23 protein-coding genes are annotated in these 12,892 nt (G+C 59.1%); 12 read left to right on the forward strand and 11 right to left on the reverse strand.

The window, feature by feature from the left end:
* Positions 1–9: 9 nt before the first annotated feature.
* From PHAMO_RS18765 to PHAMO_RS17620, 11 genes are all read right to left on the reverse strand, one after another.
* Positions 10–714 (reverse strand): hypothetical protein, encoded by a 705-nt coding sequence (locus PHAMO_RS18765; RefSeq protein WP_002731324.1) that lies wholly within the window; start codon positions 712–714, stop codon positions 10–12.
* Positions 695–856 carry a hypothetical protein gene (locus PHAMO_RS19645; RefSeq protein ID WP_155801875.1) on the reverse strand — a complete coding sequence of 54 codons (162 nt, stop codon included), beginning with the start codon at positions 854–856 and terminating at the stop codon, positions 695–697. The genes PHAMO_RS18765 and PHAMO_RS19645 overlap by 20 nt, the downstream gene beginning before the upstream one ends.
* On the reverse strand, positions 853–1,086 hold the full coding sequence (locus PHAMO_RS17580; protein ID WP_002731326.1) for a hypothetical protein: 234 nt from the start codon (positions 1,084–1,086) through the stop codon (positions 853–855). Before PHAMO_RS17580 ends, PHAMO_RS19645 begins: the two co-directional genes overlap by 4 nt.
* Position 1,087: 1 nt before the next feature.
* The gene (locus PHAMO_RS17585) at positions 1,088–1,726 is read right to left on the reverse strand and encodes a ParA family protein (RefSeq protein ID WP_002731328.1); all 639 of its coding nucleotides are present in this window, start codon (positions 1,724–1,726) and stop codon (positions 1,088–1,090) included.
* Between the two features lie 194 nt (positions 1,727–1,920).
* Positions 1,921–2,361, reverse strand: coding sequence for a hypothetical protein (locus PHAMO_RS17590; protein WP_002731330.1), 441 nt, complete (start codon positions 2,359–2,361; stop codon positions 1,921–1,923).
* Positions 2,358–2,639 carry a hypothetical protein gene (locus tag PHAMO_RS17595; RefSeq protein WP_002731332.1) on the reverse strand — a complete coding sequence of 94 codons (282 nt, stop codon included), beginning with the start codon at positions 2,637–2,639 and terminating at the stop codon, positions 2,358–2,360. The genes PHAMO_RS17590 and PHAMO_RS17595 overlap by 4 nt, the downstream gene beginning before the upstream one ends.
* Entirely contained in the window at positions 2,639–3,217 is a 579-nt protein-coding gene (locus tag PHAMO_RS17600; RefSeq protein ID WP_002731333.1) for a hypothetical protein, read from the reverse strand. The genes PHAMO_RS17595 and PHAMO_RS17600 overlap by 1 nt, the downstream gene beginning before the upstream one ends.
* 41 nt (positions 3,218–3,258) lie before the next feature.
* Complete coding sequence (locus tag PHAMO_RS17605) at positions 3,259–3,558, reverse strand: hypothetical protein (protein WP_002731334.1); 300 nt, start codon at positions 3,556–3,558, stop codon at positions 3,259–3,261.
* Between the two features lie 8 nt (positions 3,559–3,566).
* Positions 3,567–3,761 (reverse strand): hypothetical protein, encoded by a 195-nt coding sequence (locus PHAMO_RS17610; protein ID WP_002731336.1) that lies wholly within the window; start codon positions 3,759–3,761, stop codon positions 3,567–3,569.
* Positions 3,762–3,764: 3 nt separating this feature from the next.
* On the reverse strand, positions 3,765–4,049 hold the full coding sequence (locus PHAMO_RS17615) for a hypothetical protein (RefSeq protein WP_002731337.1): 285 nt from the start codon (positions 4,047–4,049) through the stop codon (positions 3,765–3,767).
* 57 nt (positions 4,050–4,106) lie between these two features.
* A complete protein-coding gene (locus PHAMO_RS17620) occupies positions 4,107–5,630 on the reverse strand; it encodes a DEAD/DEAH box helicase (RefSeq protein ID WP_202801585.1) in 1,524 nt (507 codons plus the stop codon).
* Between the two features lie 71 nt (positions 5,631–5,701).
* Between PHAMO_RS17620 and PHAMO_RS17625 the strand changes: the two genes are divergently transcribed.
* The 12 genes from PHAMO_RS17625 (at position 5,702) to PHAMO_RS17675 (ending at position 12,868) form a co-directional block, all read left to right on the forward strand.
* Positions 5,702–6,337: a ParB/RepB/Spo0J family partition protein gene (locus PHAMO_RS17625; protein WP_002731340.1), complete on the forward strand. Its 636-nt coding sequence runs from the start codon at positions 5,702–5,704 to the stop codon at positions 6,335–6,337.
* A 15-nt stretch (positions 6,338–6,352) separates the two neighbouring features.
* Positions 6,353–6,520 carry a hypothetical protein gene (locus PHAMO_RS19650; protein ID WP_002731341.1) on the forward strand — a complete coding sequence of 56 codons (168 nt, stop codon included), beginning with the start codon at positions 6,353–6,355 and terminating at the stop codon, positions 6,518–6,520.
* A complete protein-coding gene (locus PHAMO_RS17630) occupies positions 6,510–7,184 on the forward strand; it encodes a ParB/Srx family N-terminal domain-containing protein (protein ID WP_002731343.1) in 675 nt (224 codons plus the stop codon). Before PHAMO_RS19650 ends, PHAMO_RS17630 begins: the two co-directional genes overlap by 11 nt.
* Positions 7,184–7,621, forward strand: a complete 438-nt coding sequence (locus PHAMO_RS17635; protein WP_002731344.1) for a hypothetical protein — start codon at positions 7,184–7,186, stop codon at positions 7,619–7,621. Before PHAMO_RS17630 ends, PHAMO_RS17635 begins: the two co-directional genes overlap by 1 nt.
* Positions 7,618–8,298 carry an ATP-binding cassette domain-containing protein gene (locus PHAMO_RS17640; protein WP_002731345.1) on the forward strand — a complete coding sequence of 227 codons (681 nt, stop codon included), beginning with the start codon at positions 7,618–7,620 and terminating at the stop codon, positions 8,296–8,298. Before PHAMO_RS17635 ends, PHAMO_RS17640 begins: the two co-directional genes overlap by 4 nt.
* A 73-nt stretch (positions 8,299–8,371) precedes the next feature.
* On the forward strand, positions 8,372–8,656 hold the full coding sequence (locus PHAMO_RS17645) for a hypothetical protein (protein WP_002731346.1): 285 nt from the start codon (positions 8,372–8,374) through the stop codon (positions 8,654–8,656).
* Positions 8,657–8,825: 169 nt separating this feature from the next.
* Positions 8,826–9,701, forward strand: coding sequence for a hypothetical protein (locus PHAMO_RS17650; protein WP_040567806.1), 876 nt, complete (start codon positions 8,826–8,828; stop codon positions 9,699–9,701).
* Complete coding sequence (locus PHAMO_RS17655) at positions 9,698–9,952, forward strand: hypothetical protein (protein WP_002731349.1); 255 nt, start codon at positions 9,698–9,700, stop codon at positions 9,950–9,952. Before PHAMO_RS17650 ends, PHAMO_RS17655 begins: the two co-directional genes overlap by 4 nt.
* Position 9,953: 1 nt before the next feature.
* Positions 9,954–10,331, forward strand: a complete 378-nt coding sequence (locus PHAMO_RS17660; RefSeq protein ID WP_002731350.1) for a DUF3307 domain-containing protein — start codon at positions 9,954–9,956, stop codon at positions 10,329–10,331.
* Positions 10,328–10,606, forward strand: a complete 279-nt coding sequence (locus tag PHAMO_RS17665; RefSeq protein WP_002731351.1) for a hypothetical protein — start codon at positions 10,328–10,330, stop codon at positions 10,604–10,606. The genes PHAMO_RS17660 and PHAMO_RS17665 overlap by 4 nt, the downstream gene beginning before the upstream one ends.
* Positions 10,607–10,947: 341 nt before the next feature.
* Positions 10,948–11,574: a helix-turn-helix domain-containing protein gene (locus PHAMO_RS17670; protein ID WP_002731353.1), complete on the forward strand. Its 627-nt coding sequence runs from the start codon at positions 10,948–10,950 to the stop codon at positions 11,572–11,574.
* Positions 11,558–12,868, forward strand: coding sequence for a phage terminase large subunit family protein (locus PHAMO_RS17675; protein WP_002731354.1), 1,311 nt, complete (start codon positions 11,558–11,560; stop codon positions 12,866–12,868). Before PHAMO_RS17670 ends, PHAMO_RS17675 begins: the two co-directional genes overlap by 17 nt.
* Positions 12,869–12,892: the final 24 nt, after the last annotated feature.

Consider the following 12,892-nt stretch of genomic DNA (forward strand, 5'->3'; position numbering starts at 1 on the left):
AACAGTCAATCACCACCTAATCTTGAACCATCGAGAAATTCTCGGGTAACGACAACTATAGCGCAGATCAATGACGTTCGTTTCGGACGAACCGCGTAAAGCCCGCTTGGCTATCGCAGCGTCTATTTTTTTGACCCACTTCGGCGAAAAATTGCTGCCACGATAGGTCCCGTCGCACAAGCGCCGAAGATAGCGAGGCATGATGAACACTGGTCTGTGACGTCGCTCTTGTCTTACTCCAAGCGTCCTGATCCTGCGCCTACCGGCGCTGGCGTAGCTCCAGGCAAATAGCGAAGGCTCAGGCCCTTCATCGTCATCCATGTCTGGTTCGTCAAAGCCAGGCACCGGCGTCCCGACAGTGTCGCGCCAAAGCTGACGAGCATCAGCCCAGAACACGTCAGGTGCTCTGCCGGCGTCGGACTCGTAAAGCAGTAGCCATCGCGCCAAGGCAAATTCTGGGTTCGTCATGGCAAGCGTCACCATGCCGACGCCATTATCTTCCCAGCCGCATTCGGTGCGCAGCTCTTCGGGCCACATGTGCTGATACCATTCTCGCATGAGCTGGCGCCCAGCCCATGACAGTCTCTCGCTCACCCCCAGTTCGATGGCTATTTTCTGCCAGCGATCCCAGGGATAGTCGCCGGCTACGTAGGTCGCTTCAGAGACAGATCGCAGTTTCTCGATGTCAACTTGATCAAGGATCTTTTCGACCATTCAGACCACCCTTGATTATGCGGAACTGACGGCGGCGCTCCAGCGCCTTGACGTGGCGCACCTGACGCTCGAGATCCACGTCGCTGTCGGCTGATAGACTCTCGATCAAAGCCTCGATCTCAGCCGCTTCCTTTTCGGTCATAACTTTGGTCCTCCGAACTTCTCAACATAGGCGGCGTAGGCCCGACGCAGCAGCTCGACCTGCGAGATGCGATGCTGGGCAGCCAGCACGGTGAACTCATATTGGAAATCGGGATCGACCTTGAAGTTCAGATCCTTCCACTTCCCCGCTGGCTTCTCGACGTTGTTCAGCGTCTCGGTTGGCGCTGGCGGGGCCTCCCCCAGACTCTTCTTTCTCCCGAAATTGGCCACCTCAATCCTCCTGCAACGCAGCCAGCTTATCGGCGATGGCCTGGGCTACCTCGTCGGCGCGCTGGTTCAACGAGGCGTGCTTCGTCTCGGTGACGGCCCGCCCGCTGTCCTGAGCATCCGCATAGCCGGCGCGATCAGCAAGATCCCCGCGCAGGCACTCGTAGCCGGCCTGGGCGATATAGTCCCTGGTGGTCGCCAGTCGGGCCTCGGAACTTTTCGTGCGGCAGAGCACGAAGGCGATCCGTTGACCTACGACGCCGGCCTTCACCAGCTCGTGCGCCAGCAGCACTGTCGGCTTGAGATCGTCCAGGGTGTCGCCGGTGGGCAGAAGCACAAGATCAGCCAGCTTGGCGGCCTCCTTGGTATCGGCATCGCTGTGAGGCTTGCCGTCGATCACCACCGCTTCATAGGCGGCCACCGGCGCTCGATCGAGCCGTGCCACGGGTTGAGCGTCAATTGTCGGCTCCTGAGCCGCGGCGTTGCGCCGACGAACCCATTCGGTCGAGGACATTTGCTTCTGATCGAGATCGGCAATCAAAGTCTTGAAGCCGTTGGCAGCCAACTCTCGGGCTACCAGGCGGGTGATCGTGGATTTGCCGACGCCACCCTTTTGACTGACGCAGGCGATGATGGTAGCCATGGCCTTCTCCGTTCGCTAATTCGCTACGATGCGAATTCTCGAACAGCCTACATCGGACACCATCAAAAGGAAAGGGCGCCTCCTGGCGCCCCGTCCGGCCTGCTCGCCCAAGCCTTTTTGCTTCAATACTCGCCCGAAGGCGCAATCTCGCGCTTGCGAGAACCCAGATACCTTCTCACAACCAATCTGACACGTCAATCTCTCGGGACCGGAGCCATCTTCACGCCCTTCAGACCGCGTGTGAAGAATTTATGGAAGGCATAGTCGTGCGCCACCACGCGCCGACCGATCTTGCCCAGGTTCGAGAGCTTGATGTCGGTCATGAAGCTGGGGAGCTGGGTCGGCAACTTGGTGATCGGCTCGGTGCGCTCCTGGATGAGCACCGAGCCCGAATGGCTGATCCAGCGACAGGGGGCAAGAAACTTCTCCCACTCAGTGCCGCGCAACTCGTTCCAGACCTCCCATTCGCAGACGTTGCAAAACTGCCGACTGTCGCGGATCTCGATCTTCATCACCAGACGCGGGTTGATGGCGAGTTCGTAAACGTCGCGGTAGCAGCCGCTCCCCAGCTTGTCGCCGAGGAGCAGATCGTTGAATTCATGCTGAACGGTTTCGGGAAGTTTCACAGAGGTCATGATTGGATCGGCCTGAAGTCGCTATGGTCGAATAGACGCTCGAAGTCGAGCACGCTCTCCAGCTCGACTTCGGGCTCGCCACTGAGCGCGGTCACATCGCGCATGTAGATTTCGTGATACGCTCGATCCTCAATATCCATGCCGACCGGCGGGCCGTAGGGCACGGCGACACGAACCTTGCCACAGCCGTCGTTGTAGATCGGCATCTGGCCAACACGCTCGCCGGCGAAGCGGATAAAGGTCTGCTTGATGAGGCTTGTGGTGGTGCACCGGATCATCACAGCACCCGGGGGATGAAGGTGGTGACGATCCGGCGCAACTCCCGACGCCAGTGCTCGACCTGTTCAGGGGGAACGACCAGTGGCGCCGGGTTGACGATGCTGTAATCCACCAAGCCGGCGTCGTAGCGATCGAAGGCATAGGGGCTGGGCTGCACGCCCGAACGCACCACCTCGACCACCACGCCGCCGGCCCGCTTGTAGGCGAGCCCCTGCGTCTTCCGAACACTCGGGAAGACGAACAAGTCAGTGTCCGAGCGCAGCTCACGCATCTTCTTAACCTGACGCAGTGCCATCTCAGGAACCACCTGCTCACCATAGCGATCCTCGAGCATCTGGCCCAGATCGCCGAGGAGCTGACGCACTTGCACCTTCTGACCGCAAACCTCGACGAAGCTCGCCTTCCCCTCCTGGGTGGAGACGTGCCACTCGGTCAGGCCATAGAGAACGATGCCGGCGTCCCGAAGCGCCCTGCCATCGTCAACGGTGATTGCGCCGAATTCCTCCTCGAGGATCTGGGCCACCTCCGACTTGCCCGACTTGGGCCAGCCGCAGAGGGCGATGTAAGGGATCGTCATGTCTATCTCTCGCTTGATGCGACGTTAAATCAACCTTGACTTTATTTTTCATCGCTGTCAAGAGGCTCCGCGTCGAGCGCGAAACGCTCCGTGAAACGCTGATACAATTCATCAAGCGCGCCTTCGCCCTCGGGGGTAAAAGCCCAGGTCAGCATGATGGCCCAGCCGCGACTGCTGTTTGACCCCTCCGTTTGCTCGGACGCTAACATGCAGGAGACCTCACCCGTTTCCGTAATCAACACCGCGGAGTCGCGCGGACCAAGCACGACCAGGGTTGTGCCCAGCTTAGAATAGATGACCGACAGGGTGTTGGTGATCAGCTCGACGAGCCAGCGCTTCATGTGGCACCTCAATGGAGAACGCGAGCCGGCGCCGCCGGGACGCCGGCATTAATCATCTGCTGGCGTCGCAGCGCCCTCGCCAGGGTTTCGACCTGCGACCGCAATTTGGCATTCTCGCTTTCCAGCGCCAAGCGCCGGGCCACGGGCTCGCCATCATAGTCGTGCAGGTGTGCCAACAGGCACGTCTCGCAGGTCTTCTTCATGATCTACCCCTGCAATGCCTTGATCAGCTCAGCCTTCTGCTCGGGAGTCATGTCGCCGATGAGTTTCTTGATGGCCGACATCTTCGCCTTGCCCTTGCGCGGGCTGATGAACGGTTCAGCCAACCTTTCGAGATGCGGAAAGGTGTCATCGTTGAGATAATGCTCGGCAAGCAGACAAACGACCCGGTTCTGATCCACACCAAGACGCTTGGTCGCCGCCTGCAACTTCTCGCTCGCTTCAAGCGTGAGTCCCATAGAGGTCTTGCGAGGGTAGTCATTAACAGCCATTGCATATCTTTCACAAGATGGTTCTTCTGTCCCCATTATACACACGCCATGCAGAGATCAAGCGGCTTTCTTTCGAGCCTCAAAGCCCAAACCCTCGAAATCGAAATCGACCGAACGCGGGAGAATGTTTTCGACGAAGCCCGGCGTGTCCTCCACGATCGCCCGCCGAGTGAGCGCGTGCTTCTTCAAGTGGCTATTGTGCTCATCCGAGAAGTCCACGATGAAAGCGACGTTGGGGCCAAACTTTTTAGCGCGCAAGCCGCGACCAATGCGCTGACGCAGAGCAATCTCAGCCTTGCCGCCGCCGGCGAGGATCACCATGCCGACCGCAGGCACGTCTACGCCCACGTCAAGAATGGTCGAGCCGATCACCACGTCGATCCGCCCGTCGCCCAGCTTCTTCAGCGTGGTCCGACGCTTGTCCCGATCGGACTCACCGAAGATGAACTCCACTCGAAGGCCGGCGGCGATCAGTCGGTCCTTCAGCAGCCGGCCGTGATCCTTCCGACCAACCAGGATCATCACCGGGAGCCCATAGCTCGCGGCCCGCACCGCCTCGAACACGATGTCGGCGTTGCGATGCTGGTTCTCGATGATCCCGAGATTGACAGCGCGCTGGTAGGAGCTGCCGCGCTTTAGCTTCTCCGGGCACTTCGAAGAGACATACTTGAAGAACGGCTTGGCCAGAATGCCGCGCTCGATCAGCATCTTCTCGGTGATCTTGATCCCGATTGACCCGATGCAGGCCATCAAGCGCGCATTTGACTCTTCGTCCTGGCGCATGAACGGCGTCGCGGTCAGCGCAAGACGGTAGTAGGCGTTCTTGCAATGTCGAGCGACCTGATAGAACGAGTCCGAGCCTACCTCGTGGGCCTCCTCGAGGATCAAGAACTCGAAATACTCAAGGAACTTAATGGTTTTGGCACGAACAGCCGCCTGCCGAGCCTGTTTCTCCGGCGGATCGAAGGGGTCAGGCTCTTTCAGCTTGGCCGCCAAGGTCTGCACCATGCCGCAGTTGACGCCCTTCTTCGGCTCCCACTGGCTGTCGCCCAGGATGCCAGGCACGAAGCCGGCCTCCCTGAAGCCGTCGGCCATCTGATACATCAGCACCGACCTGGTGGTCAGGAACAGGGTTGGTCGCCGAATGCGCGCCACGGCGAGCTTGGCGATCTTCGACTTGCCGCCGCCGGTGGCCACCTGAGCAACCATCTGCCCCAGCTTCAACAGTCGGCGCACCGTCTCCATCTGGTAGTCGTAGCGCGGATCGTCGTTGCCGAACCCATCAACAATCGGGTTCTCGGGACCGAGAGGGGCGGGCAGGGGCTTTTTCACCAACTGAACACGATGCCCGAGCCTGATCAGCTCAGAATGGACCTTGTGAAAAAAGCCAGCGGGGAAGGTCCCCGATCGCATGTCGAAGAAGCTCGACCGACCGTCCCAGCCTTTCGACTTATAGGCATCGGTGTATTCGTAACCGTCAACCTTATAAGACAGAAGCTCCGAGATACAGAGCTTCACATCCCTGTCGGCGTTGAACAGTTTCGCCACAATGGCGTTGGCTGCGATCTGAATAACGGCCACGTCCTTTTCCCTTGCCATTCGCGAATAGGCGAATTAGAGTTTAAGTCAGCGTTGACTTAATGGCAATACCTATGAAACAGCTTGATCTCGACCCCCGGCTGTTGAAGCCGAACCCCTGGAACACCAACATCATGTCGCCCGACAATGAGGCGAAACTGGACGAGTCGATCCGTCGGTTCGGCATGTTCAAGCCCGTGGTCGTTCGCGAGCTGCCCGATGGCTCCCTGGAGATCCTCGGTGGCGAACACCGCAACGAAGCGGCTATTCGTCTGCGCCTGCCGACCATTCCGGTTGTCAACCTCGGCCCGATCGACGATCACAAGGCCAAGGAGATCGGGTTGGTGGACAACGGACGCTACGGCGCAGACGACACGCTGGCCCTGGCAGACTTGCTGTCCGAACTTGGATCGGCCGAGGATCTCGCGGAATTCCTTCCCTACAGTGACACCGAGCTGTCCGCGATCTTCTCCAGTTCCAGTATAGTGTTGGACGATCTCGAAACTTTCGGCGAAGAAGAAGATCCGACGAAAGAACCTTCCTTGAAGATGCCGAAGACTCACACTATTCAGCGCTTCAAGGTTCCGCTTGAAGACGCCGAACGAATTTCAGAACTGATCGAGAAGACCATGCGTGAACAGGGTTTTACCGAGAGCGACGCTCTCACAAACGCCGGGGACGCTTTGGTGTTCCTTCTGCGCAATTCGTAAAGTCAGGGTTGACTGATGTCAAAGGTTCGTGACGAGAAGTTCACCGGCTGCGCGGACTGCCAGAACTTCCGGGTCAAGTCCGCGATCTGCCGCCGGTGCGCCTGCGGCGAAGAATTCGAGCCGCGCGATACCCGCGGTTCGATTGACGAAGAGCTTACCTGGGGAGGCGACTATGACGAGTAGAGCAGAGCACAAGCTGGCACCCCAGATTTGGGAAATCGACCGGCTGACCCCCTACGAGCGCAACGCTAAGAAGCACTCGGATGAGCAGGTCGAGACGCTGGCCAAAGCAATCCAGAGCCTCGGGTGGACCGCACCGATCGTGGTGGACAAGAACGGCGTGATTATCGCCGGTCACGGCCGCCGGCTGGCAGCTCTCAAGCTGGGTTTGAAGAAGGTTCCGGTGCTGGTCCGTGACGACCTCACCGACGACCAGGTGATCGCTTTGCGCCTCGCCGACAACAAGGTCAGCAGCACCGACTACGACACCAATCTCCTTCAGCTCGACCTGTCGGATCTGCATCTCGCCGACTTCGATCTGTCGGCGATCGGGTTCAACGAGAAGGAGTTGTCCTTCCTGATCGAAGACCTCGCCGAAATGAACGGGGAGGCCCTGGTCGAAGACATCACCGAGGCGATCGAGACCCAGAAGGCCGAGCACGAGAAAGCGTTCAAGGCGACAGACGAGCGGCCGATCCCTCTGGCGCAAGCGTTCGGGTTCAAGCACGTCCCCGGCGCCAAAGAGAGCGTCATTGCCCGCTTCATGGCCCAGCTCGAAGCCGAGACCGGCCTGAAGGGCGCCGACGCCCTGCTGCACTTCGTCGAGGGTCTTCAGGAGGCGGCCTGATGGGAAGCTCGGGCGGCCGCGATTGGCCAACAATCCTACGTCGGAGACTCGCCGGTCTGCCGGACGAAGAAGGTGACGAAGCGGCCGAAATCGGCCCGATGATCATCGACTTTCGCGACCGTCTGATCAAGCCGGCCGAAGCGTTCGTATCGGCGTCGATCGAAGACGGCGCCGGAACGCCCGACGCGGAAACCGTCGAAATCCTCGAGGAGCTGCTGGAGCGCGCGAAGTCCGGCGAGGTGGTCGGCGTTTTGACGGTGGTCATGGAAAAGACCGCCGTCGGCAACCGCTATGACTGGTTCCGCACTCCCAGCATGGATAGCGATCGCCACGCAGTCATTGGTCAACTCGAGGTCCTCAAGACATGGCTCGCCGAGGAGGCTCTTGATGAAGTCCTCGGCATCAACGACGAGTTCGCCGAGGAGGGCGAAGAATGACCAAGTATGTGATCAATAAGGCTTTTTCATCCTCGGTCCAGCGCACTGATCGCGTGCTGGAAGTGGGCGAAGCGTTCGGGATCGGTCTCTCTGATCGCCAGTTTGTGATCTACGACAACCTCGAGATCGAGGTGCGACCGGGCGATGTCGTCTACATCACCGGGCAGTCGGGGTCGGGTAAGTCGCTTCTACTGCGCGAGCTTCAGGCGGCGATGAAAGCCGACGGGCTCAATGTGCGCAACATCGACGAGGTGGAGCTGAAGGAGGAGCCCCTGGTTGACCAGGTGGGCACCAACATGACCGAAGCGCTCCAGACCCTTTCCAAGGCCGGCATCAACGACGCCTATCTGGTGATCCGCACGCCGTCGGAGTTGTCCGATGGACAACGCTACCGTCTGCGGCTGGCCAAGCTGATCGAGTCCAATGCCGAGGTCTGGGTAGCCGACGAATTCGGCGCCGTGCTGGATCGCGTCACCGCCAAGGTGGTCGCCTTCAACATGCAGAAGCTCGCCCGCCAACTCGGCAAGACCCTGATTGTGGCAACCACCCATACCGACCTTGACGAGGAGCTTGGGCCGAACTTGGTGATCACCAAGCGGTTCCACGATCGGGTGGACATTCGGGCTTCCGAGTCCGACGCCGGACTGTGCCCAATCTGCGGCGAGGAGAAGCAGTGATGAACATCGCACTCTTCCTCGCCGCAATCGTCATGGCCGTAACATGGTGGTTCTTGCCGCACGGTGACTTCTGATGGACCAGATATTCACCTACGGGATGCTCTGGCTGACCAGCTTCGTCAGCGTCTTCCTGTTGGGCAGCCAGAGCAAGAACGTCCAGCACAGCCGTTATTTGGCAGCCGCGATCACCAGTTTCGGTATTGCCGGCACCCAGCTCTGCTTTGTTCGGATCTCGGTCATCGGCGATCCGCTGACGACGCTGCTCGTCTCGGGCTCGGCCGGCTCGCTGGGCATCTGTGCCGCCATCTTCATTTTCGACTTCATGCGCCGGCGCCACGCCGGCAAGGAGACCGCATGAGAACCTCGATTTTTTCGCCCCCTGGGGGCGGGAAGGGGAAGGGGGCACTCCTGATGCCCCCGATTGCGATTGCGCTGTTCCTGGGCGCGTTTTCGGGCTTCTGTCGGGGCGTCTTCCTTGAACGCATGACACCGGCCGAGCGCATCTTTTGGGATCGGGGGGCGTGGTCGTGAACGACGTGATGATCGAACGCCGGGAAAACCCGCGCCCCGCCTTCCCGCTGCTGAATGAGATGTATGTCGAACGCGGCACCAAGGACGACTGGAACCTCTACGCCGACCTCCACTACAAATCCGAGGGTGGGCTGCCGGCCGCCATTCGCTTCTGGCGGATCGTGCTGCGCGGCGAGACCATCGGCGTGCTGGTATCGGCCGCGCCCAAGCCGCTGCTGAAGGAACGCCACGCGCTGTTCCCGCGGCTGAAGCCTGGGCACGACACCAAGATCACCAACGTCCACCGACTGACTTGGCTTAACGGCAATGTCCGGGTAATTGCTCGCTTCGTCGTGGACACGATGTATCGCGGCATCGGCGTCGGCTACCGGGCTCAGAACCTCATCTCTCGGATGGAAGGCTGCAAGCTCATGGAGATCCAGTCCTCCATGAGCAAGTTCAACTTCTTTGCCCATCGGGCCGGGTTTCGCTTCGTCAAGCCGATGGACAGTAACAAGTTCGACGTGGGCATTAAGTTCTTCCGTCGCGTCTTACGCTGCAATCCGGCCGATTACGAGGCTATCAAGCAGGAATTGGCGTCCATGACGCCCGAGCTGCGCGAGTGGACGATCGACCAAATGCGCGAGTTCTATTTCAAGCACTCCGCGCTGGAGAAGACCGGCGCCCGCGGCCAGAAGAAGGACCATCACGCTGGCCGTATCCCGGACACCAAGCTGATCAAGAACCTCCAACAGATGGTCCTGGGGGCGCCACTCTACGGCGTCTACCAGAGCCCGGATTGGAAGCGCGCCGATCTGCCAACCAGGCTGCCGCTGACCGCATTCGACAACCAGGCGCCCGATCAACCGCTCGATCTGGACAAGCTGTCATGAGTCGATTAGCGGCGCTCGACGCGAATGATACCGAATGGGTCGGTATCGGCATGACCGACAAATGTGTTCGCTCAAAGATCGAAGGTAATCCCGACGAATACGATCGGCAGTTTGATCATTTGGTCGGATTAGAGCCGGGCTGGAACGCAAGCTTCCTTATCACCTGGGACGGCTTCATTCGCCTCAAGCACGTCCTCGAACTGGTGACGTGCTTGGTCATCATCGCCGGTGTTTACCGGCACTGGAGTTGAAATGGTTTTTTTTCTGCTGATCCTTTCCTTGCTGATCATTGCTCACTTCGTGGCGGATTTTGCTCTGCAAAACGAATTCGTCGCCAAGTTCAAGGCTCGATCGTCGGGTGTGACCTGGTGGCCCTGGGTGCTGTCGAGCCACTCTTTCGCCCACGGCGGCATCGTCGCGCTCGCCGCCGTAATCGGAACCTCGTTCGGACTGAGTGAGTGTGCGGTTCTTGGTCTGATCCTAGCGGAAACGGGGGCTCACGCCCTGACTGATTTTGCCAAGACCGAGGGGTGGTTTGGCGCCGGGGATCGCGCATTTCACATCGACCAGACGATCCACATCGTCACGAAGATCGCATGGGCCGCCGTCATTGTTGGGGTCGCCGCATGAGCGGCACCCTAATGATGTCGCAAAAGCAGATCGCCATCATTAGGGCGATCATGCGCGGCAATGCCGAAGGCGACTTTGTGGATCTGGACGAACTGCTGAAGCTGCTGCCATACACGACCACCAAACAGAGTCTTCAGTTCTCGATCCGGGCGCTGATCAAGCATGGTCTAATCGAGAAGAGACCGAGGGAGGTGCGCCGGGGACGAGCACGCAGAGTTCTGGCCCCTACGCTGCTGGCTTACAGGTTGATGGGTGAGGGCATTCCGGGGACGTGAGTCGGCGCTGTCCATTCAACGCTGACTTTTTGCTTGCGCGCGAAAAAATTATGAGTAAAATAGCTGTGTAAGCTACGGGAGAAGAGGTTTATATAACCTATTATATATAATATATTTATTACTTTTCCCTTGTTTAACATAAATTTTTTCGCCCACGAGCGCCGCTGAGGACACCCTCCGGGAAACGAAGGACAGTCCCATTCATAAAGTCAGCTTTGACTTGACACGCAACCCCGGAATGGGTGATCATGTTGGCTCATGTGGGACGACCTTTCTGACTGGTCCCTCCGTTCCGTTCCGTCGGGCGCCCCTCGGGGCGCCCTTTTTTCTGGGTGTGACGAATGAGTGAGGAAAGAAGGGTTCCCAAAAAGCTGACCCCGGAGCAGTGGGCCGAAGCTCAGACGCTTTGGGAAATCGGAAATCTCACCCTTGATGAGCTGGCGGAAAAATTCGGCGTTGATCGCTCGACGATGTATCGGCGCTTCAAGACCGCCGGCGTCGAGCGTGGGGCGAAAGCTGGTCAGGTTGCCGAGAAAGTGCAGCAGCAGATCCTTGATGAGACCGCAGCAGCCGCGGCCGAGGAAGCGCTGAAGCTGGCCGCCAGGAAGAAGGCAACCAAGGAAGACTGCTACGCCTGGATTGAGCAGATCCAGAAGGCGACGATGGCTGAGATCGTCAAGGCCGCTCGCGACAAGACGCCATTTGGCGTCATCAAGGGCAACCTCCAGGCGCTCGAAAAGGCGATGAACGTCATTGCCTCGGGTCGCAGAGAGCGTTTCGAGCTGCTGGGTCTGGATCGTGAAGAGATGGCTCCCGACGATCTGCCGGATCTGTTGATCCGCGAACTGACCGCTGACGAGATCCATCAGCTTCAGTCCTCCGACGAGGACGATTTCGACGAGATGGACGAACTCCCGGACGTGGTTTTCGAGGAGATCGAGGAGCTGTTGGATGACGATCAGGGCTGAGCTTGACTCCAGCACCAGCCTGACCGACCGGCCAACTCTGCGCCTGCACCGCGGTCAGGTCGAGGTTCTGCTTCATGACGCCCGCTTCAAGGTGGTGGTCGCTGGCCGGCGCTGGGGAAAGACCCAGTGCGCCAAGACAGCGATCATCAAGGCCGCGAAGATCAAGAAGCGGAAAATCTGGTATGTCGCGCCGACCTACCGGATGGCCAAACAGATCATGTGGACCGAGTTGCTGGAGGCGATCCCGAGGAAGTGGATTAAAAAGCTCAACGAGACCAGCTTGGATATCACGCTGCGCAACGGGACGATGATCTCACTGCGCGGCGCTGATAAGCCTGACACCCTGCGCGGCGTCGGTCTGCACTATTTGGTGCTGGACGAGTTTCAGGACATGCGTGAGGACGTGTGGAAGAAGGTGTTGCGCCCGACTCTGGCGAGCACCGGCGGCCACGCCCTGATCATCGGCACGCCGAAGGCGTTCAATCTGCTCTACGAGCTTTATATGCTCGGACAGCGCGGTGACACCTTCGTCAACAAGAAGGGCAAGCGGGTCAAGAACCACTGGAAGTCGTGGCAGTTCCCGACCATCACCTCGCCGTTCATTCCGAAGAGCGAAATCGAGGCGGCTCGTGCTGACATGGACGAGCGCAGCTTTCGTCAGGAGTTCCTGGCCAGTTTCGAGGCGATGAGTGGGCGAGTTTATTATGCATTCGATCGGAGCATTCATCTTGTCGATCTGGAACTGAACCCTCAATTGCCGATTTGGGTCGGCATGGACTTCAACATCGACCCCATGTCCGCGATCATCATGCAGCCGCAGGATGACGGCACGGTGCATGTTCTCGACGAAATCATCCTCTATGGCTCGAACACCCACGAGACCGCCGAGGAGCTGGAGCGGCGCTTCTGGCGTCAGGTTGGGCAGCGGCAGGTGACGATTTACCCCGACCCCGCCGGCGGCACGGGTTCGACCAAGAGTCATGGCAAGTCGGACTTCGACATTCTTCGCGAGAAAGGGTTCGTTCGGCTCAAGTATCGTCTCAAACATCCCAAAGTGGCCGATCGCGTCAACGCGGTGAACCGGATGCTGATGAGCGCAGACGGCCGGGTGCGGATGAAGATTGACCGGCGCTGTAAGGCGCTAATCGAGGCACTGGAGCAGGTGATCTACAAGCCCGGCACCCGCGAGGTGGATAAGACGATGAGTCTGGAGCATCCGGCAGACGCTCTTGGCTATGCGATCGAGAAGGAATTCCCGGTGCGTAAGCTCAAGGTCATCGGCGCGTCCATTTGATATTGCCGTAAAGTCAAGGCTGAC

The organism is Magnetospirillum molischianum DSM 120 (assembly GCF_000294655.1).
Classification (GTDB): domain Bacteria; phylum Pseudomonadota; class Alphaproteobacteria; order Rhodospirillales; family Magnetospirillaceae; genus Phaeospirillum; species Phaeospirillum molischianum.